The 19,665-nt window shown below is 61.6% G+C and carries 15 protein-coding genes and 2 tRNA genes; 10 read left to right on the top strand and 7 right to left on the bottom strand.

The window, feature by feature from the left end; translation table 11 throughout:
- Positions 1-219 precede the first annotated feature (219 nt).
- Both ACTJGZ_RS07345 and ACTJGZ_RS07340 read left to right on the top strand, forming a co-directional pair.
- A complete protein-coding gene (locus ACTJGZ_RS07345; RefSeq protein ID WP_441662287.1) occupies positions 220-1,161 on the top strand; it encodes a LysR substrate-binding domain-containing protein in 942 nt (313 codons plus the stop codon).
- 55 nt (positions 1,162-1,216) lie between these two features.
- Positions 1,217-2,398, top strand: coding sequence for a sugar transporter (locus tag ACTJGZ_RS07340; protein WP_441662286.1), 1,182 nt, complete (start codon positions 1,217-1,219; stop codon positions 2,396-2,398).
- A 516-nt stretch (positions 2,399-2,914) separates the two neighbouring features.
- Here ACTJGZ_RS07340 and ACTJGZ_RS07335 read toward each other — a convergent pair.
- The 6 genes from ACTJGZ_RS07335 to rnr all read right to left on the bottom strand — a co-directional run bounded on the left by ACTJGZ_RS07335 (position 2,915) and on the right by rnr (position 8,601).
- Positions 2,915-3,142 (bottom strand): hypothetical protein, encoded by a 228-nt coding sequence (locus ACTJGZ_RS07335; protein ID WP_441662285.1) that lies wholly within the window; start codon positions 3,140-3,142, stop codon positions 2,915-2,917.
- Positions 3,143-3,440: 298 nt separating this feature from the next.
- A tRNA-Val gene (locus ACTJGZ_RS07330) sits at positions 3,441-3,516 on the bottom strand.
- A gap of 104 nt (positions 3,517-3,620) precedes the next feature.
- Positions 3,621-3,893 carry an HU family DNA-binding protein gene (locus ACTJGZ_RS07325; RefSeq protein ID WP_068369645.1) on the bottom strand — a complete coding sequence of 91 codons (273 nt, stop codon included), beginning with the start codon at positions 3,891-3,893 and terminating at the stop codon, positions 3,621-3,623.
- A gap of 232 nt (positions 3,894-4,125) precedes the next feature.
- Positions 4,126-5,385 carry a cystathionine gamma-synthase family protein gene (locus ACTJGZ_RS07320; protein WP_441662284.1) on the bottom strand — a complete coding sequence of 420 codons (1,260 nt, stop codon included), beginning with the start codon at positions 5,383-5,385 and terminating at the stop codon, positions 4,126-4,128.
- 56 nt (positions 5,386-5,441) lie between these two features.
- Positions 5,442-6,185: a 23S rRNA (guanosine(2251)-2'-O)-methyltransferase RlmB gene (rlmB, locus tag ACTJGZ_RS07315; protein ID WP_441662283.1), complete on the bottom strand. Its 744-nt coding sequence runs from the start codon at positions 6,183-6,185 to the stop codon at positions 5,442-5,444.
- Between the two features lies 1 nt (position 6,186).
- Positions 6,187-8,601 carry a ribonuclease R gene (rnr, locus tag ACTJGZ_RS07310; RefSeq protein ID WP_441662292.1) on the bottom strand — a complete coding sequence of 805 codons (2,415 nt, stop codon included), beginning with the start codon at positions 8,599-8,601 and terminating at the stop codon, positions 6,187-6,189.
- Between the two features lie 262 nt (positions 8,602-8,863).
- On the opposite strand from rnr, the gene ACTJGZ_RS07305 reads away from it, so the two are divergent.
- The 7 genes from ACTJGZ_RS07305 to ACTJGZ_RS07275 all read left to right on the top strand — a co-directional run bounded on the left by ACTJGZ_RS07305 (position 8,864) and on the right by ACTJGZ_RS07275 (position 17,298).
- Positions 8,864-8,948: transfer RNA gene (locus ACTJGZ_RS07305), tRNA-Leu, on the top strand.
- A 261-nt stretch (positions 8,949-9,209) separates the two neighbouring features.
- The gene (locus tag ACTJGZ_RS07300; RefSeq protein WP_441662282.1) at positions 9,210-10,226 is read left to right on the top strand and encodes an acyltransferase; all 1,017 of its coding nucleotides are present in this window, start codon (positions 9,210-9,212) and stop codon (positions 10,224-10,226) included.
- Positions 10,227-10,395: 169 nt separating this feature from the next.
- A complete protein-coding gene (locus ACTJGZ_RS07295; RefSeq protein WP_441662281.1) occupies positions 10,396-11,154 on the top strand; it encodes a MipA/OmpV family protein in 759 nt (252 codons plus the stop codon).
- Positions 11,155-11,453: 299 nt separating this feature from the next.
- Complete coding sequence (locus ACTJGZ_RS07290; protein ID WP_441662280.1) at positions 11,454-11,999, top strand: Dps family protein; 546 nt, start codon at positions 11,454-11,456, stop codon at positions 11,997-11,999.
- A 563-nt stretch (positions 12,000-12,562) separates the two neighbouring features.
- Positions 12,563-13,522: a helix-turn-helix transcriptional regulator gene (locus ACTJGZ_RS07285; RefSeq protein ID WP_441662279.1), complete on the top strand. Its 960-nt coding sequence runs from the start codon at positions 12,563-12,565 to the stop codon at positions 13,520-13,522.
- A gap of 189 nt (positions 13,523-13,711) precedes the next feature.
- Entirely contained in the window at positions 13,712-15,541 is a 1,830-nt protein-coding gene (locus tag ACTJGZ_RS07280) for an ABC transporter ATP-binding protein (protein WP_441662278.1), read from the top strand.
- On the top strand, positions 15,538-17,298 hold the full coding sequence (locus ACTJGZ_RS07275) for an ABC transporter ATP-binding protein (protein ID WP_441662277.1): 1,761 nt from the start codon (positions 15,538-15,540) through the stop codon (positions 17,296-17,298). The genes ACTJGZ_RS07280 and ACTJGZ_RS07275 overlap by 4 nt, the downstream gene beginning before the upstream one ends.
- A 6-nt stretch (positions 17,299-17,304) precedes the next feature.
- On the opposite strand, the gene ACTJGZ_RS07270 is transcribed toward ACTJGZ_RS07275, so the two are convergent.
- A complete protein-coding gene (locus tag ACTJGZ_RS07270; RefSeq protein ID WP_441662276.1) occupies positions 17,305-17,676 on the bottom strand; it encodes a DsrE family protein in 372 nt (123 codons plus the stop codon).
- A 226-nt stretch (positions 17,677-17,902) separates the two neighbouring features.
- On the opposite strand from ACTJGZ_RS07270, the gene ACTJGZ_RS07265 reads away from it, so the two are divergent.
- Positions 17,903-19,615 carry a Na+/H+ antiporter gene (locus tag ACTJGZ_RS07265; protein ID WP_441662275.1) on the top strand — a complete coding sequence of 571 codons (1,713 nt, stop codon included), beginning with the start codon at positions 17,903-17,905 and terminating at the stop codon, positions 19,613-19,615.
- The last annotated feature ends 50 nt before the right edge of the window (positions 19,616-19,665 follow it).

The following is a 19,665-nucleotide window of genomic DNA, read 5'->3' as shown; positions in this document are numbered from 1 at the left end:
GCAGCGGCGCCAGTGCGGGGCACGTCTGTCTGATGAATAATAGTAAATGACAAATGTGAATGAATCGCAAATCACTGGATTCATGCCCGTGCAGCGCGTCCGTCCGTTCCTGCGGGAACTATCCTGCTTCACTGAACGCGGAGTGCAATGGCGCTATTGTGCGACTTCGGAGATAGAATGCAAAATGGATTTTATGCCCGCTTTGCATGAGTTTTATGAATGAATCCACGTAAACTGACCCCATCCATGTCACTGCTGACGGCCTTTGAAGCTTCCGGGCGCCTGCTCAGCTTCACCCGCGCAGCCGAAGAACTGGGCCTGACACAAAGCGCCGTCAGCCGCCAGGTGCAGGCGCTGGAGCAAACCCTGGGCCTGAACCTGCTGGTGCGCCATGGCCGCCAGATCGAACTGACGGCCGTAGGGTCGCTCTATTTGCGGGAGCTGGCTGCCGGGCTGGGCCGCATCCGCAGCGCGACGCTCCAGGCATTGGCGCACGAATCGGGCCAAGGCTCGCTGCATCTGGCAGTTCTGCCGACTTTCGGCTCCAAATGGCTAATGCCACGCCTGGCGGATTTCCATGCGCAGCATCCTGGCATCATGATTCACCTGCACTCACGCATCGCCCCGCCGGATTTCAATGCCAGCGAGCTCGATGCCGCCATTTGCGCCGGCAGCGGCACTGCCCCCTGGCCCGATTTACGCGCCCATGCGCTGCAAGCCGAACAATTCGTTGTCATTGCCAGCCCGGACACCGTTCCTTCCGCCCAGCAAGCCACCCCCGCGGACATCATGGCCTATCCGCTGCTCAGTATCACTACGCGGCCTGAAGCCTGGAGCGAATGGTTCGACAAACATGGCCTCGAACACCGCCGCATGCGCATGGGGCCCAGCTTTGAACTGACCGGCCATCTGATCCAGGCCGTCACCGCCGGGCTTGGGGTCGGACTCGTGCCGCAGGTACTGGTGACCGAAGAACTCGCCAGCGGCCAGCTGGTGCAGCTTTTCGAGCCTGTACAAAGCCGGCGCAATTATTTTCTGGTCTATCCTGCGCGCAATGAACATTTGCCTTCGCTGCAAACATTCCGCCATTGGCTGCTGCAGGATTTTGCCGCGCATGATGGCAACAGTCAGCAGCAGGGGAATACCGACGGCCCCGTATAAACCCTGATACGCTTCTATAATTTCCCGGCCCCCTCTTTGCTTTGCTGCGCACCCTATGGAAACCTCCCCCACCCCCGGCTGGCGTGACTGGCTGCCTGTCGTCAGCCTGGCGTTGGCAGCCTTCATCTTCAACACCACGGAATTCGTTCCCATCGGCCTGCTGCCCGACATCGCCCATAGCTTCGATATGGATGTCGCCCACACCGGCCTCTTGCTGACCGGCTATGCCTGGACCGTCGCCATTCTGTCGCTGCCGCTCACCCTGATGACAGCCGCGCAGGAACGCCGCCGCCTGCTGCTCGTGCTGTTCGCGATTTTCATCGGCAGCCACATTCTGGCCAGTTTCGCCTGGAGCTTTGCTTCGCTGATGGCCGCACGCATAGGCATTGCCTGTAGTCACGCCATTTTCTGGTCGATCTCCATTCCCCTGGCCGTGCGCCTGTCGCCTGCCGGAAAACAAGCCAAAGGCCTGGGACTGATTGTGACCGGCAGCTCTCTGGCGACTGTGCTGGGCGTTCCGCTGGGCACCCTGCTGGGCCACCAGACCGGCTGGCGCATTACCTTCATGTGCATCGCCGGTATCAGCCTGCTCGTCATGCTGACCCTGCGCAAACTCCTGCCCACCCTGCCCAGCACCAATCCCGCACCGCTGAAGAATCTTTCCCATGTGCTGCGGCGCCCGGCCCTGCTGCAAGCCTATCTGCTGACGCTGATTATCGTCACCGGCCACTTTACGGCCTATACCTATTTCACGCCCTTCATGACGCGTGTTGGCGGCTTCAGCGAAAACTTTGTCGTCTCCCTGCTGCTGGTCATCGGCGGCGCCGGTATTGTTGGCACCTTGATCTTCACCCGTCATGCCCCGCGCCACCCCTTCGAGGCATTCGCCGGCCCTCTGGCCGTGCTGCTGCTGTGCCTGCTGGCGCTCAACTTCGCTGCCGCCACGGCCACGATGACCGTCATCCTCTGCATGATCTGGGGCGCATCCATGACCATCGTTTACCTGGGGCTGCAATCCAAGGTACTGGCCAGCGCCCCAGATTCCGCCGATGTCGCCACCTCGATTTATTCCGGCATCTTCAATATCGGCATCGGCGGCGGCGCGCTGATGGGCAGCACGGTGCTGCTGCACTATGACATCAACAGCCTGGGCACCGTGGGCGGCCTGTTCATTGCCCTGGCGCTGACCATGACTATTTTCGTCTGGCGGCGCTACTGGCAGGCGCAGCCCGCCTAGCCCGCCTAGCTCGCCTAGCCCGCCTGATAGCCGGGCATGCCTGCCGGCAGTTCTGACAGCGCCGCCGCCGTCAGAACTGCTGCCCCAAGGCACCCGCTTGCCTGTCGCTTGCCTGTGCTCTCCCCTTTGCCTTGCCATTCAGCCGCCAGACAGATACCGGCTGCCATACTGGCCGCGCAATTCATTAAGAACTATATTTATCCAAATGAAAATAATGCCGCGCCTCTATGCGGCAATAGGGAGAGAGACTAATGCCCCAGCACCAAACCTTGCCTGGTCTGCAGCATGTGAACCACGGAAGGCCCCTGCGCCGGCCTGCGCGTTCAATACTTTCTGGATCCCTTTGGCAACCAGCTGGAACTGGTTGAATATGGCCGCCTGCCTTTTATGGACAAGACATCGGCCGCGCTGTACGCAAACGGCCGCCAGGCTTGATTGCCTGGCGGCCGAGTCAAAGCGCCGGAGCCTGTCTTCCGGCGCCATCCCTCCGGGGCCCACCCTTGGGGTGGGCAGCCTTCAGCGCCGTGAACTGCGGCGCAATTTGGCGGCAGATTCCTTATTGAGGCGCGCGGCTTCCTTTTCTGCAAACTCACGCTCTCCCGGCCCGTAGGCGCAGGCGCTAGGGTCTGCTTCGCAATTGCCGCCGCGATCTGAACTGCCCAGGCCCAAGGTCGAGCAACCGGAGATCAGCAGCACGCCGAGCACCATTCCCCAAACGCCACTGCGCCGTATCATTGCTCGCATATTCAACTCCATCAATGAGATACCTGCATAACTTATAGCAGATTCTCCAGTCTGGCGATGCCCGCCCTGGCGCGACGCCTGGCTGGAAATCGCTGATATAGGGAAAGAAATGCAAAACGCGCAGGCCGCTGGCGGCCTGGCACGGCACCCTCCCCGGGCAGAGCCATGGCAGAGAGGGTCAGATAAAAATAGAAAACAGGCCAAAAAAAGCGAAAAAGACAGACAAAAAACCGCCCAAAAAATAGGCAAAAAAATAGGCACTTAAGTCGCCTTAAGTGCCTGCTTCACTGCTGAATTCTGGTGGATGTTGACGGGTTCGAACCGCCGACCTACGCCTTGTAAGGGCGCCGCTCTACCAGCTGAGCTAAACATCCATCCGTGCTGCTCACGATAGCCTGCCGGTAAAGATCAAAGCAGGCCCCGCCGAACAGCGAAAGCGAGCATTATACATGGATGTACAGTGCCCGCCAAGCGCGATTTAGTTAACCGCGTCTTTCAGGGCCTTGCCCGGACGGAACTTGGGCACCTTGGCGGATTCGATCTTGATGACCTCACCGGTACGCGGATTGCGGCCCGAACGCTCGGAACGCTCGGACACGTCGAACGTGCCAAAGCCAACCAGCGTTACCGAATCACCTTGCTTGAGGGCAGCCTTCACGGCCTCAACGAAAGCGTCAAGCGCACGACCAGCGGCAGCCTTGGAGATATCTGCTTCACCGGCAATGTGGTCGATCAGTTCGGTCTTGTTCATTTAGAAATTACCCCTCATTAGGTATGAAGTTGTCGTTACGCGAAGCAGGCATCCTGTTGGCAGAAGCTGCTTCCTTTACAGCGCTGCCGCCTGTCGGCCCAGTCATATTGCACCGCCAGTCGGCATACCAGCTTATCGCAGACGCAGATGCGTATTAGGCCTTGCGGCAGACGGCACTGTCAAGAAAAAAAATGCCGCCAGCCCTGGCCCGCCACGATCTTCGGCACTGCGCTCAGACGTCCTGGATACTGGCTTGTGCTGCCGCCAGCCCCTGGTCGAAATCGGCAATCAGGTCTTCTTCTTCCTCAATGCCAACCGAAACCCGGATCAAACTGTCCGCAATCCCCATCTCCGCACGGCGTGCCGCACCCATTTCATAATAAATGGTATGGGCCGCCGGCAGTGCCAGTGTGCGGGTATCACCGAGGTGAGTCGAGAGGGCAACAACCCTCAAGTGGTTAAGGAATGTAAAACAATCCAGGCCTGGCGCGAGTTCCACGCCCATCAATCCGCCAAAACGTCCGCGGAAAAGACGGCCTGCGCGCTCATGCTGGGCGTGCGCAGCCAGCCCGGGGTAATGCACCCTGGCAACCTGCGGATGACGCTCCAGAAAGCGCGCCAGCGCCAGCGCATTGCTGCTGGCCCGGTCCATGCGCAGCGACAGGGTCTCGGCCCCCACAGCGATACGGTGCGCAGGCTCTGCCGCCAGCGTGCCGCCCATATCGCGCAGGCCTTTTTTCTTGATCTGCAGCAGCCCCCAGCCCAGGGAATCCCCTTGCCGGTAGCTATCGAAGATATTCGGATAATCCTGCCAGTCATAGCAGCCGGTAGCCGTCACCGAACCGCCCAGCGCATGCCCATGCCCGCCGATATATTTGGACAAGGAATTCATGACCAGCGCCGCGCCCGCATCCTTGCCGCGGAACAGCCAGGGGGAGGTCAAAGTGTTGTCTATGACATACACCAGGCCGCGCTGGCGGCAGATTTCGCCGATGGCCATCAGATCCGCGACCTGCGTCCCCGGGTTGGCTATCGTCTCGGTGAAGACCATGCGCGTTTCCGGGCGCAAGGCCGCTTCGACATTGGCCGCGTCCGTCGCATCCACCAGCGTGACATCGACACCCATTTCATTGAGCGTCAGAAACAGGCTATTGGTATTACCGAAAATATGCCGGCTGGATACCAGATGGTCGCCCTGGCGCAGCAACGTCGTGAAAATCGCTGCCAGCGCGGCCATGCCGGTGGAAAACGTGACGGTTGACTGCCCGCCTTCCATCGCGGTGAGCTTGGCTTCCAGCGCCTGGGTGGTCGGCGTGCCCTGGCGCGCATAGGTGAAGCCCGACTTGCCCTGGAAGACCTCCGCCAGTTCCCTGGCGTCCCGGTAGGCATACTCGGACGAGGTATGCATAGGCTTGTGCACTGCGCCGTGCTCGACATTGGAGCGCCTGTCGGCGTGCAGGATAGTAGTGGTGAAACCTTGCTGCTTGGTCATGTTCGGCAATAAGGCTGCCCCGCGGGCAGCCATTAACGGAAGAAGAGCGAAATAGTTTACGCCTGCTGACGCTGGCGTACGGACTCATAAAGGCAGACGGCGCTGGCAACGCTGACGTTCAGGCTTTCGACTGCCCCCAGCATGGGAATATTGACCAGGCGATCGCAGGTTTCACGCGTCAGGCGGCGCATGCCCTCGCCCTCCGCCCCCATGACCCAGGCCGTCGGCAGCCGCGCATCCACGTCATGAATGGACGCTTCCGCCTGATCGTCCGTTCCCACCACCCAGATGCCCCGCTCTTTCAAGCCGCGCAAGGTACGCGCCAGATTGGTGACCATGATGTAGGGCACCGTATCCGCCGCGCCGCAAGCCACGCGCTGCACCGTCGCATTCAAACCCACCGCCCGGTCACGCGGCGCAATCACCGCATGCACCCCGGCGGCATCCGCCGTCCGCAGGCAGGCGCCAAGGTTATGCGGATCCGTCACCCCGTCGAGCACCAGCAGCAGCGGCGGCCCTTCGATTTCGTCCAGCACTTCGTCGATATCGACTGCCAGCACCCGCGTATCGGCCAGCGCGACCAAGCCTTGATGGCGCAAGCCCTTGGCCAGGCCATCAAGCCGTTCGGCAGGCACGCCATGCGCCGCGCAGCCTGCCCGCTTCACCTGCTCCAGCAGCGTGCCCATGCGCTTATCGCGGCGCTGGGCATCGTAATAAACCTCTTTGACCGAATCCGGCGCATGGCGCAAACGCGCCGCCACCGCATGAAACCCTGCCAACACCTGTACATCTGCTGCCATATCAACGCCTCTTGCGTCCTGCCTGTTTGGCGGACTGTTGCTTCGCCTGCCCCGCAGTGCGTTCCGTCCTCAGCGCTTTGGCTGCGGCGGCACGGCGTTGCGAGGCCGTTCCTTTCAATTCGGATGGCTTGGGCGCTGCCGCCTTGCGCACCCGGCGCGGTTCTTCCTCCGCGCCCTTGCGCGCCACCTTGCGCAAAGCATCGTAGCTGGTGCTTTTCTCCAGGCGGAATTCAATGCGCCGCGCCTCCAGATCCACCCTGGCCACCTGCACCTGCACCGCATCGGTCAGGCGATAGCGCATGCCGGTACGTTCGCCGCGCAATTCGTGCAAGGCCTCGTTGAACTGGAAGTATTCGGTGCCCAGTTCCGACACATGCACCATGCCTTCCACATGCAGGCCATCGAGCGTCACGAAAATACCGAAGCTCGCCACGCCCGTCACCCGGCCGCTAAAGCTTTCGCCCACGCGCTCCTTGACGAACCAGCACTTCAGCCAGGCTTCCACATCACGCGATGCCTCGTCAGCGCGGCGCTCGGTCGCGGACAGCATCAGGCCCAGGCGCTCCCAGGTGTCATGCTCTTGCGCGCGCTTCTCACGCACGCTGGTCGCCGGCATTTTGCCTTCGAGATGCGGCACATAACGCTTGCCTGCCAGCAGGCTTTTGATCACGCGGTGCGTCAGCAAGTCCGGATAACGGCGGATAGGCGATGTGAAGTGGGTATAAGAGGTATATGCCAAACCAAAGTGGCCGACATTATCCGGGCCATATATGGCCTGCTGCATGGAGCGCAGGCACATGGTTTGCAGCAGGCCATAATCTGGCCGCGCGCGCACGGAATCCAGCAGCGTCAGGTAATCCACCGGACGCGGCTCGTCGCCGCCACCCAGCGTCAGCCCCTGCAGGCGCAGGAATTCACGCAAGGCCTGCAAACGCTCGTTGCTCGGGCCTTCGTGGATACGATACAGGCCAGGATGCTTGCTGCGCTGCATGAAATCTGCGGCGCAAGTATTGGCCGCCAGCATGCACTCTTCGATCAGCTTGTGCGCATCGTTGCGCACCATCGGCACGATTTGCTCGATGCGGCCGAGCGCATTGCAGACAATGCGCGTTTCCACCGTATCGAAATCAATGGCGCCGCGCTTGACACGGGCTTGCGCCAGCAAACGGTACAGCTCATACAGCGACTGCACATCCTTCAGGCGTTCGCCCAGCACCCGGCCAGCCGGGCCTTCCGGGTGCTGCAAGCCTTCCCACACCTGGTTGTAGGTCGTGCGCGCATGTGAATTTATTACCGCGTTATAGAACTGATAAGCCGTAACCTGGCCGGCCTTGGCGCCCGACGCCGGAATGACCATGTCGCACACCAGCACCAGCCGGTCCACGCCAGGATTCAGGGAGCAGATGCCATTGGACAGCGCTTCAGGCAGCATCGGAATGACGCGGCGCGGGAAATACACGCTGGTGCCGCGTTCACGCGCATCCACATCCAGCGCATCGCCTTCGCGCACATAATGGCTGACATCGGCAATCGCCACCAGCAGGCGCCAGCCCGGGCGGCGGCGCTTGTCCGTGCCGAGCTCTATGGCTTCCGCATACACGGCGTCATCGAAGTCACGCGCATCCTCACCATCAATGGTGATGAACGGGACATCGCGCAAATCGAAACGGCCCTGCAAATCCGTGCGCCGCACGCTATCCGGCGTGCGCTCGGCCTGAGCTGCCCCTGCGTCGGAAAAATCGACCGGCACATCGAATTTGCGCACGGCAATCTCGATTTCCATGCCCGGGTCGTCCACCTGCCCCAGCACTTCCACCACCCGTCCCAGCGGCTGGCTATGGCGCGACGGCTGGGCGATGATCTCTACCGTCACCACCTGGCCAGGCTCCGCGCCGCCGGTCTCCGCTGGCGGCACCAGCACATCATGCTTGATGCGCTGATCTTCAGGCACCACGATATTCACGCCGCTTTCATTCAGGAAACGGCCAACCAGGCGATTCGTGCGGCGCTCCAGCACTTCAACAATCACCCCTTCCGGCTTACCACGGTATTCTCCCGTGGGCTTCACCAGTACCCGGTCGCCATGCAGCACTTTGCGCATTTCGCGCGGTGACAGGAACAAATCCTGCCCGCCGGCATCCGGCACCAGGAAACCGAAACCGTCACGGTGCCCCTGCACCCGTCCGGCCACAAAATCCAGTTTATTGGCCAGCAGCAGCACCCCTTTACGGTTGGTATGCAGCTGGCCATCGCGTTCCATGGCGGCCAAACGGCGGTCAAAACCGCGGCGCGTCGCTTCGCGCACGACATTCATTTGCCGCGCCAATTCATCAGGCGTCAGCGGCTCGCCCACCGTCCGCAGCGCGGCCAGCAATTTCTCGCGGCTAGGCACATCCGGGTCAAAATCCGGCGGCAGCGGCACGCCTGTTGTGGCCGGTGCAACGGCCTGCTCAGCCGCATCAGCAGCCGGTCTACGGGGCCTGGCCCCACTTTTTTGCGTTCTATTTGCCAAAATAAAAAATTCTCTTCTATAATGCGCAGCTTCCACAGTTTAGCGCACTGTTCTACAAGAGTCGCTAAACGAGCTGCAAAAGGTTAGGCAGGCTTCCATTAGGAAGATTTCTAGTGTAATATGCGCAGCATGCAGGAAATTGCTGGAAGCATAACAGCAATGCAGTGCCCAGGTGGCGGAATTGGTAGACGCGCTAGTTTCAGGTACTAGTGCCTTCGGGTGTGGAGGTTCGAGTCCTCTCCTGGGCACCACTTAATTCCAAAAGGCGGAAGATCGAAAGGTCTTCCGCCTTTTTCGTTTTTCCGCCTTTTTCGTTTTTCCGTCTCTTCCCGCCGTTCCCCCCCTGCCCCGTTCTCCCTCCCGCGGGCCGCCCCGCACGCTGCCCCTGGCATGGTGACATTGCGCCGCACGGCAATGCCCGCCTTGAACGGTCAGCAACAGACACAGCCTGCAACAGTCTGTCGTGAGGCCGCGCTGTTATCTTGGTTCCTGGCACGCAGAACAGGAACCGCATGACTGATACCCCCCGTTTCTCCCTGCAAACGCTAGACCGCGCCCGCTGGGTGGCGGCCATTGCCGTTGTGCTGGTGCACTGCGCGGCATACCCCCTGCAGGCCACGACCGATTTCGGCAGCGTGCCCTGGCACTGGTCCAACTTTTATGACGCCGCCGCGCGCTGGTGCGTTCCGGTGTTCGTCATGATCAGCGGCGCCTTGCTGCTTGACCCGGACAGAGTCAGCGGCCTTGCCAGCTTTTACCGGCGCCGCGCCGCCCGCATTTTGCCCGCGCTGCTGTTCTGGAGCGTCTTTTATCTCGGCTGGAGCGCTTTCATGCATGCCTGGCAACAGGAACCGCTAGGCCTGGCTGCCTGGCTGGGCAAGTTGCTCAAGGGCGCTCCTTATTACCATCTCTGGTATCTCTACATGATTGTCGGGCTTTACCTGTTCGCCCCCTTTCTGCAGCGCCTGTATCAAGCCTGTTCAGATCGCGCGCGTCTGGCCGCATTGGGCGCCATGCTGCTCTGCGCGGCCGCCGATGCGGCGTACCGGCACCTGGCCGCCGACGGCAGGCCCGGCTTTTTCTTCAATGCTTTTCTGCCCTATACCGCCTATTTTCTGGCTGGCAGGCTGATCTATGCCCAAACGCTCAAGCTGCCCCGGCCTGGCCTGCTGTTCGGCCTGAGCATAGGCCTGAGCGCGCTGGGCGTGGCGGTGATGTCACAACCGGCGGCGCTGGATTTCTACTTCTATGATGCCTTCAATCCTGTGGTCATTCTGATGTCGCTGGCCGCTTTCCAGTGGCTGCTGCAAACACGGGCACTGCCCCGGCTCAGCGTGCTCGCCCCCTTGACCTTTGGCGTTTACCTGCTGCACCCCGTCTTTCTGGATGTGGCCAAAACCCTGCAGCTCTATGCTCCTTCGCAACATGCCGCCTGGCAGATCCCGCTTGCGACTGCCGGTATCGTGGCGCTTTCTCTGGGCGCAACCTGGCTGATGCGCCGAATTCCGCTGCTGCGGCAAATTACCTGAATCGCGCCCGCGATGCTTTCGCGCCACAAGCAGCTGCCGATAAAGGCAAAAAACCGTCACGATCCATGACTATCCTCCTCCGCCTCAAGCCAGCTGTGGGCGCCCTCTATACAATGGTGCTGCATCGCAACGATTCCCGGCCCTCCGGCCCTGCTTCGAAGGACAACCCATGAACTTCCGCCGCCTGGCCTTGAGCGCCAGCACCCTTGCTTGTTTCACCCTGGCCGGCGCCGCTCAGGCCCAGAACTATATCGGCGCAGGCGTGGCTGTCATCCCCGTTTATGAAGGCTCCAGCACCTACCGGGTACTGCCTTTGCCCCTCATCAACTATGAGTCGGGCAATTTCTTCATTACGCCGCGCGCCGGGCTGCCCGCCATGGGCCTGAAAACCGAGCTGGCGCAAGACCTGGAAGCTGGTGTGTTTGTCGGCCTGGATCTCGGCCGCAAAGCCAGCCGGACAGCACGCACCGAAGGCCTGGACAATATCCATTTTCACGCCAGTTATGGCGGCTATCTGGAATGGACGCCCGGCCCCTTCTCCTTGGGCGCCGCCTTCCGCAAGGCTGCGCACACAGGCTATGGCAGCGTGGTTGAGTTACGCGCTTCCTACGCCGCCTGGGAAAGCGGCCCGCACCGTGTCCGTATCGGCGTCGATACGCAATGGAATAGCCGCAGCGCCATGAAAACCTGGTTTGGCGTGACGCAAGAAGAAGCGCTGAGCAGCCAGGCTGGCCTGTCCGCCTACTCGCCCTCGGCCGGTTTCAAATCCGCGTCGCTGTTTTCGGTCTGGAGCTATCGCCTCAGCAGCAATTGGTCCGCGCTGACCACCGTCGGCGTCAACCGCCTATTCGGGGATGCCAAGAACAGCCCGCTTACCGCCCAGAAAACCAATGTCTTCGGCAGCATCGGAGCGGTTTACAGTTTTTAGGCAATACCGCGTCAGCAGGCGCCGCGCAAGACAATCATCCGCAAAGCGGTATGGCAGCCCAGCCATACCGCTTTTTCATTGCCGCCGCCTTTTTGGCTGCGGTATTGATGCCGGCAGAGTAAAGATTGGCGCCAGACAGAAAAGATTTTTTAATTTTTGCTTGATCTGCAACACAACTAAATCATTTGATTGATGCTAGGCTAACGATAGTCAGTCGAGCCAAGACTTTCGGCGATGCAGGGCAAACAGCCAGGCATTGCCAGTAGCAACAGAACTCAACCCAACAGGAGTGTTTTGCCATGGCAAAAAAACTGGATTCGAAACAAGCTAGTTCCGCAGCACAACGCCGCAAGCGTCCGCTGGCAACCCCGACCGACCTCGGCACGAGCGCAACGCGTGACATCACCGCCGCCCTCAATCAACTCCTGGCCGATGTTTTCGCCCTGTACCTGAAAACCAAGAATTTCCACTGGCATGTCAGCGGCCCGCATTTCCGCGACTATCACCTGATGTTCGACGAACAAGGGGATCAGCTGTTTGCCATGACCGACGACATCGCCGAGCGTATCCGTAAGGTGGGCGGCACCACGCTGCGCTCCATCGGCCATATCGCCCGCTCGCAACGCGTGCTGGACAATGACGCTGATTACGTTGAGCCGCAAGACATGCTGGCTGAACTGCGCGATGACAACAAGGCGCTGGCCGCCACCCTGCGCGCTGCGCACGCTGTCACCGACGAGTACAACGATATCGCCAGCTCCAGCCTGCTGGAAAACTGGATCGACGAGGCCGAGCGCCGCACCTGGTTCCTGTTTGAAGCCAGCCGTCAGGCGCCTACCGCCTGATTGCTTGCTGGCCGCCTGCGCTGCCCATCGGGCAGCCGGGGCACGGGATACCCGCTTTACAACCGCCATCCGGCCACGCGCCGCCTGGCGGTTTTTTTATGCCATGCGCTGCCGGGCATGCAGCGCGGTGCCAGCGCATGGCCCCCCCAGTGCATGGTCTAGAAAGGCTCCCTGGTTTTTCCCCACTATCCTGGCCAGCCCATTATTGACAATGATTATCAATAATGAATATGCTTCGCCATTGGTTCCGTTGCGAGTTCCGTTGCGAGTTCCGCTGATTGTTCTGCTGACCGTTCCGCCATGGCGCCGGTGATTGACTCCAGTGATTGGCGTCAGTGATTGGCTCAACTAACAAGCCAGTTAGCTGCGCATTTAGCCGCTCATTTAGCTGCTCATTGAGCCGATCACTTAGCAGGCCTGACCACTTAACAGGCCGCTTAGCAGATCCGCTATCGGTTCCGCGCTTTATGCTGTTCCCGGTCATTCTGTCATGCCCCCTGCTGCCCCGTATTCCCCAGGGCGGCATGACAGCCATCACGCATTCCATTGTTATCTTCAGGGCTATGGCTGCTATTCAACGCTTCAGTTTGGCAGACTACCGCCGCTTCGGCGAACGGCATGGTTTCCAGTATCGCTGGCCACTTGCCGAGGCTTCCGGTATCCGCGAAGAAGATCATATTCTGGCCGAAGGCGTCATCCAGGAAATCCCGGTCAGCAACGGGTTCACCCTGATCATCTCGGATGTGATCAATCATCACGGCCACGACAGCAGCTCCCTGATCGCGCCCGGCTTTAGCGCCATCCTGATGCTAGATGGGCATGCGCACGCCAACCTGGGCACTAGCCGCCAGGCCCTGACGCTGGCGCCAAATCAGGCTATCACCGCTGGCCACCGCCATACCGAACCCATGACAGGCTGCCATCCGGCTGGCAAAAGATTGCGCAGCGTCTCGCTGATGGCGCGGTCTGAGCAACTGGCCGAAGCCGCCGCCACGCATTTGCCCGAGCTGGGGGCATGGCTGGATGACCCGCACTTGCGGCTGCAGCAGTTGCAGTTGGACCCGGCCCTGCTGCAAGCGGCCAACAGCCTGTTCGACCCGGGCTGGCAAGGCAGTCTCGGGCGGCTGTGGCAGGAAGGTGTCGCCCTGCAAATTCTGGCCACCTCCCTCAACCCCGACCGGCGCGGCCAGAGCATGCCTGCCGCGCCCGCCAGCCGTGATCTGGCCCGCCTGGAGCGCGTCAAGGAATATCTGCTGACCTACCCGGAACAGGATCACACCCTGGCCGAGCTGGCCCAATTGGCCTGCATGAGCAGCAGCAGCCTGCGTGAAAAATTTCAGGCGGCTTACGGCCTATCCATCTTCAATTTCCTGCGTGAATGCAGGCTGCAGCGCGCCAGCCAGGGGCTGCGGCAGGAAGGCTGGAGTATCGAACAAGCCGCCGAGCGTGTCGGCTACCGGCATGCCAGCAGCTTTACCGCGGCCTTCCGCCGCCGCTTTGGCGTCGCGCCCAGCCACTGGTAACTGGCCAGCCCCGCCATGGCAGGGCTGGCGGCGGCAAGCGCGCGGCATGTGCCAGGCAGCCGCCGCAGGCGCTGGTCTTCAGCATTTCCGGCAGCATGCCAAGAATCTGCGGCATTGCGCACAAGTCAGCAGGCCGCGCGGCGCTCACAATGATGTCTTCTCCATCACGATCTCGATAGAGACTGCTTCATGCCCACGCCCGCCCCCGAACTCGCCTCGCCTGGCGCAGCCCCGCCGCCTGCCAGCCCGCCCACGGCCCTGACTTTCAGCCAGCTGATACGCATGGCGCCAGGCACCCTGGGACTGGCTGCGCTGTTTGCCATTGTGTCCGCCATCTTCAGCATTCTGCCTTTCTGGCTGCTTTATCTCGCCCTCATTCAGTTGCTGGCGCCCGTACCGGATATGCAGGCCGTCTGGCTGGACCTGGGCGCTATGCTGGCGTTTCTGGCCCTGCGCTGGATACTCATGACGGCCAGCCACATCCTGGCCCACAAAGGCGCTTTTGCCGCCCAGCACCAATTGCGGCTGGCCCTGGCCCGCCGGCTGGGAGAAGTGCCCTTGTCATTTTTCGCCAACCGGGGTTCCGGCAGCCTGCGCCGCACCCTGTCCGACGATATCAATAGCCTGGAAGGCTTTCTGGCGCATATGCTGCCCGACGCCGCTGCCGCGGCCGCCGCGCCGCTGGCCGCGCTGACCTTGCTCTTTCTGGTGGACTGGCGCCTGGCGCTGGCGGCGCTGACCCCTTTGCCGCTGGCGTTGCTGGCCCAGGCCTGGATGATGCGGCGCGCTGGCGCACGCATGGCGGAATGGAGCGCCCTGCAAAAACGGATCGCCAACCGCGTTGGCGAATATGTGCGGGGCGTGCATGTCGTCAAGGCCTTCGGGCTTTCCTCACGGTCGTTCTCAGAACTGGCTGACGCCGTGCGCGGTGCGGTTGCCTGGGTCGCGGATTATGCGCGCAGCAGTTCCACCGGCTGGGTCTTGTTCACTGGTTTGCTGGCCGCCAATATCGCCGTTGTCGCCCCCCTGGGGGCCTGGCTGCTGCTGGCGGGCAGCATAGATATGCCGGTCTATCTGCTGTTCTTGCTGGTGGCCCCTAGCGTTCTGCTGCCCTTGCTGCGCCTGACCTTCGCGCTGGGCGAACAAATGCATAGAGCAGAAGCCCTGGGCCGCATCGACGCCATCCTGCGCGCGCCCATTCTTCAGGAAATCCCGCAAACAGCGCCCCTGCCAACGGCGCCCCTGGCGCTCTCTTTCCAGCATGTCCGCCATTGCTACGGTACACGGCTGGCCCTCGATGACATCAGCTTCAACGCGCCTGCCGGCCGGCTGACGGCGCTGGTCGGCCCCAGCGGATCAGGAAAAAGCACGATCGCCCGGCTGCTGCCCAGGCTTTATGAATACGAGTCCGGCCAAATTCTGGTTGGCGGGCAGGATATCCGCGCCTGGCCGCTGGATGCCCTGCTGTCCCGTATTGCCGTCGTGTTCCAGGAGGTTTACCTGTTTCATGGCAGCGTGCGCGACAACCTGCTGCTGGCGCGCCCTGGCGCAGCCGAGGCCGACATGATCGCGGCTGCGCAGGCGGCCCGCGCCCATGAGTTCATCATGGCGCTGCCGCAAGGCTACGACACCCCGCTGGGTGATCGCGGCGCCCGCCTGTCCGGCGGAGAACGCCAGCGCCTCTCCATCGCCCGCGCCCTGCTCAAAGACGCGCCTATCCTGATTCTCGATGAAGCCACGTCTTATGCGGACCCTGAAAATGAGGCCCTGATGCAGGAAGCCATGGCAGCCCTTTGCCAAGGGCGCACGGTACTCGTCATTGCTCACCGCCTGCATACCATCATGCATGCCGACCATATTGTTGTGCTCGACCAGGGGCATATCGCCGGCCAGGGCATCCATGCGGCGCTGCTGCAAGATTGCCCGCTGTACCGCCAGCTCTGGCTGGACCACGAATCCGCCCGCAACTGGACACTGCACCCGACCCTCCCGCCGGCCGAAGGAGACCTGCCCTCATGATACGCGCCCTGGTTCAATCCGGCTTCCGCCTCTCCGGCACCAAAGACCCCCGCCTGTCCCGAGGCTTGCGCTGGGCCGTGCTGGAAGGCCTGTTCGCCGCCGCCCCCTACCCTGTGCTGTACCTGCTGCTGCGCGACCTGTTCGCCGGTACCGCCAGCACTTTCTCTATCGCCTGGCAGGCGCTGGCCATGGTGTTATGCATCGCCTTGCGTCTCTTTGCCGGCATACGCAGCATGCCCCTCATTTTCGCGGGCGCCTATGCCATGATGGGCGAGGCCCGCCTGCGCATTGCCGACCATCTGCGCCGTCTGCCCATGGGCTGGTTCGGGCGCCAGCGCAGCGGTGATCTCGGCGCGCGCCTGACATCCGACCTGGAATTGGTGGAAAACCTGTGGTCGCATTTTCTCGGTATTTTCGTCGCGGGCCTGGCCATGCCCGGCTTCCTGTTGTGCTTTCTGCTCTGGCTGGATTGGCGTCTGGCGCTGGCCGTGCTGGCCATGGCGCCGCTGGCGCTGGCGGCGCTCTGGCTGGGCCAGCGCGTTGCGGCCAAACCCGGAGAAAAATTTCTGTCTGCCAATGCGCACGCCCAGTCAGAATTGCTGGACTATATCCAGGGCATTGCGGTGATACGCAGTTTCGGCCGCTTTGGCAGCGCCTGGCGCAGGCTGAAACAAGCTCTGGATGATCAGTTCAATGCCGCGCTGGCCGTCGAATGCCGGCCAGCGCCTTGGATTTCGCTTTACGGCTTTATCCTCGAAACCGGCTTTGCCCTGCTGGCGCTGATAGGCGCCTGGCTATTGCTGGACGGCAGCTTGCGGCCAGATGTCCTGGTGCTGTTCCTGGTGCTGGCGCTGCCGGTTTACCGGCAACTGTATGACCTGGGCCTATCCACGCTGCTGCTGCGCTTTGCCACCCGCGCCCTGGCGCGTATCGAAGCGATTCTCGCGCAGCAGCCCCTGCCGGAACCGGAAACGCCGCGCCAGCCTGCCGGCCGTACCATCGTGTTCGAAAATGTCAGCTTCACCTACGAGGACGAAGCGGCCCCGGCACTGATAGACTTGAGCTGCCAAATCGCCCCCCTGGGCCTGACGGCGATCGTCGGCCCCAGCGGCGCAGGGAAAAGCACCCTGGTGCATCTCATTGCGCGGCTTTGGGATGTTGATCGCGGCAGCATCCGCCTGGGCGGTGTCGATCTGCGTGAAATCGGCACGGAACCCTTGCACCGTTATGTCGGCATGGTGTTTCAGGATGTCGTCCTGTTTTCCGGCAGTGTGCTGGATAACCTGCGCATCGGCCGCCCGCAAGCCACGCTTGAAGAGGTCAAGGCCGCCGCGCGCCGCGCCCAGGCCCACGATTTCATCATGGCGCTGCCGCAAGGCTATGACACCTTGCTGGACGAAGGCGGCGCCTCCTTGTCAGGCGGCGAGCGCCAGCGCTTGTCCATCGCCCGCGCCCTGCTCAAGGATGCGCCGATCCTGCTGCTGGACGAAGCCACCGCCAGCGTGGATCCCTCTGCCGAGGCCTTGCTGCAACGGGCCATCGCCGAACTGGCCGAAGGCCGCACTGTCATCGCCATTGCCCACCGGCTGCGCAGCATCCGTCACGCCGCCCGCATCCTGGTCATGGACCAGGGCCGCCTGGCCGAACAGGGCACGCATGAAGAGCTGCTGGCCCAAACTGGCCTTTATGCCCGTCTCTGGCGCAGCCAGCAACAAGCCCAGGGCTGGACCCTGACGCCCGCTGCCAGCCAGCCATGAACGCCATCAGGTAATCTGCAAGGACCCGCGCGCGCCCATCAGCAAATCAATGACATCAGGCGCGGTAATAATGGCATAGCGCGGGTCCATCTCTTCGGCTTGCAAGCCATTGTGAATCATGCACGAACCGCAGATGGCCACCTTGCCGCCTAGCGCCAGGTATTGCGCCAGCAAATGCGCGACCGGCTCGAAAGGCTTGCCGATATCCAGGCCTTCGGCCGCACCGGGCTTGCCCAGCTCAACGGCTTCCACCATCAGGATGACGGTCGCGCTATACCCTTTGCGCACGGCATTGAGGGCCATGGTGAACGTCACCGTGACTTTATTCGGGTTGCTGCGCCCGTCGAATACGGTTGCGACGAAATCGGTCTGTTGCATGTCATGCGCTCCCAAAGAATGATCGGCCCGAATTGAGCTTTTCCATAACGAAATACATATAAATAATATATATTTTTATATATCGAATAATAGCCGCAGCCGCCCCCTCAAATCAAGCGCATTCCTACAGACAAAAATGATCAATCTCCTGCACGATGACGGGACGCACATGCAACAATGGCATCCTGATCCTTCCCATTCCTGTTCTGCCGCAGCCTAAATCACCATGCACACCGTAGAGATCATCCTACTGGTATTGATGCTCGGTGCCGTCACCGGCGTAGCGTCACGCTACCTGACGGCCATCCCCCTGCCCCTGATCCAGATCACCATTGGCGCGCTGCTTTCCTGGCCTCAGGCGGGCCTGCACATCGGCTTCGATCCCGAACTGTTCCTGCTGCTGTTTATCCCTCCCTTGCTGTTCGCCGATGGCTGGCGCATTCCCAAGCGTGAACTCTTCGGCCTGCACCGCCCGGTGCTGCTGCTGGCGTTCGGGCTGGTCTTCATTACCGTGCTGGGGCTGGGCTACCTGATTCATTGGCTGCTGCCCTCCATGCCGCTGTCGGTGGCTTTCGCCCTGGCGGCAGTGGTGTCGCCCACCGATGCCGTGGCCGTGTCGGCGATTACCCGTAACCTGGGCATGCCGCATAAAACTATGCATATCCTGGAAGGGGAATCGCTGCTGAATGATGCCTCGGGCCTGGTGGCGCTGAAATTCGCGCTGGCAGCCACGCTGACTGGCGCTTTTTCCGCGCTGGACGCCGCCCGCGATTTCGTCTGGATGTGTGTCGGCGGCCTGAGCCTGGGCGCCCTGATGGGCTGGGGCTTCAGCACCGCGCGCAAAAACATTACTCGGCGCCTGGGCGATATGGCCGCCACGCAAATGGTGCTGCTACTGGTGCTGCTGCCTTTTGCCGTCTATCTGCTGGCGGAAGTCATAGGCACCTCCGGCATTCTGGCTGCGGTTGCCGCCGGGATCACCACGAATATGGCTGACCTGGACCGGGGGGAATTCATTCACGAACGCCTGCAGACGGACAGCACCTGGTCCATGGTGGAATCGTCGTTCAACGGCGCCATCTTCCTGTTGCTCGGCCTGCAGCTGCCCACAATTTCCCGCACCATGATGGACTCCCACAGCTATCACTGGTGGGAACTCACGGGGTTTGTCTTCATCATCGCTGCCGCGCTGCTGCTGGTGCGCTGGCTTTGGCTGACCTTCGTGGTCTATGGCCGCTGGTTCCGCATCCGTACCGCAGACAAAATCTCGGAACGCCCGCCGCAGCGGCTATTGGTCGCCACCACATTTGCCGGCATCCGGGGCGCGGTCACGCTGGCGGCAGCGCTCTCCTTTCCATTGATGCTCAATGCAAAAACGCCCTTCCCGGCACGCGACCTGGTCGTCTTTCTGGCCACGGGCGTCATTCTGCTAACGCTGATCCTGGGCAGCGTGGCATTGCCGCTGCTGCTGCGCGGTCTGCCCAAGGCCACGACAGACCACGCTGAGGAAGAAGAACGTCTGGCACGCATCCAGGCCTGCCAGCAAGCCATCAACAGCATGGCCATTACCGATGCCGAGATTGCCGCACACGATGCAAAATGGCTGACGCAACACCAGGAAATCATCGGTTTGCTGACCAAGGAGTACCGCCGCCGCATCGAAATGATGGAAGCCCATCAGGCCGAAGGTGCGGACGATCCCGAAAAAGAAGTCGATGGGCTCAGTGATTCGCGTGCAGTGATCGAACGCAAGCAGCGCTATCTCATTGAACAGGAAATGCGCTTGCGCGGCCTGCAGGCGGAACGGCGCGCCATCTATGCCCTGCGCCGCAAGAATCTCATCAATGATGAAACCATGCGCGGCCTGGTGCAGGAAATCGACATGGCGGAAATCAGCCTGAAGCGCCGGCTGGCAGCCAACCGCAGGCAGGTTGCCTGAAATCCGGCAACGGTGTATCAGGCCCGCAGCGGCGCGCTGCGGGCCTGATA

The organism is Kerstersia sp. (assembly GCF_052103615.1).
Classification (GTDB): domain Bacteria; phylum Pseudomonadota; class Gammaproteobacteria; order Burkholderiales; family Burkholderiaceae_B; genus Kerstersia.
This window is presented reverse-complemented; position numbering and strand designations above follow the sequence as displayed.

Coding starts and splice junctions, on each gene's coding strand:
- ACTJGZ_RS07285 (WP_441662279.1), top strand. CDS start 12,563: ATGGCTGCTATTCAACGCTTCAGTTTGGCAGACTACCGCCGCTTCGGC.
- ACTJGZ_RS07345 (WP_441662287.1), top strand. CDS start 220: ATGAATCCACGTAAACTGACCCCATCCATGTCACTGCTGACGGCCTTT.
- rlmB (WP_441662283.1), bottom strand. CDS start 6,185: ATGGCAGCAGATGTACAGGTGTTGGCAGGGTTTCATGCGGTGGCGGCG.
- ACTJGZ_RS07335 (WP_441662285.1), bottom strand. CDS start 3,142: ATGCGAGCAATGATACGGCGCAGTGGCGTTTGGGGAATGGTGCTCGGC.
- ACTJGZ_RS07295 (WP_441662281.1), top strand. CDS start 10,396: ATGAACTTCCGCCGCCTGGCCTTGAGCGCCAGCACCCTTGCTTGTTTC.
- ACTJGZ_RS07280 (WP_441662278.1), top strand. CDS start 13,712: ATGCCCACGCCCGCCCCCGAACTCGCCTCGCCTGGCGCAGCCCCGCCG.
- ACTJGZ_RS07300 (WP_441662282.1), top strand. CDS start 9,210: ATGACTGATACCCCCCGTTTCTCCCTGCAAACGCTAGACCGCGCCCGC.
- ACTJGZ_RS07270 (WP_441662276.1), bottom strand. CDS start 17,676: ATGCAACAGACCGATTTCGTCGCAACCGTATTCGACGGGCGCAGCAAC.
- ACTJGZ_RS07265 (WP_441662275.1), top strand. CDS start 17,903: ATGCACACCGTAGAGATCATCCTACTGGTATTGATGCTCGGTGCCGTC.
- ACTJGZ_RS07320 (WP_441662284.1), bottom strand. CDS start 5,385: ATGACCAAGCAGCAAGGTTTCACCACTACTATCCTGCACGCCGACAGG.
- ACTJGZ_RS07325 (WP_068369645.1), bottom strand. CDS start 3,893: ATGAACAAGACCGAACTGATCGACCACATTGCCGGTGAAGCAGATATC.
- ACTJGZ_RS07275 (WP_441662277.1), top strand. CDS start 15,538: ATGATACGCGCCCTGGTTCAATCCGGCTTCCGCCTCTCCGGCACCAAA.
- ACTJGZ_RS07340 (WP_441662286.1), top strand. CDS start 1,217: ATGGAAACCTCCCCCACCCCCGGCTGGCGTGACTGGCTGCCTGTCGTC.
- ACTJGZ_RS07290 (WP_441662280.1), top strand. CDS start 11,454: ATGGCAAAAAAACTGGATTCGAAACAAGCTAGTTCCGCAGCACAACGC.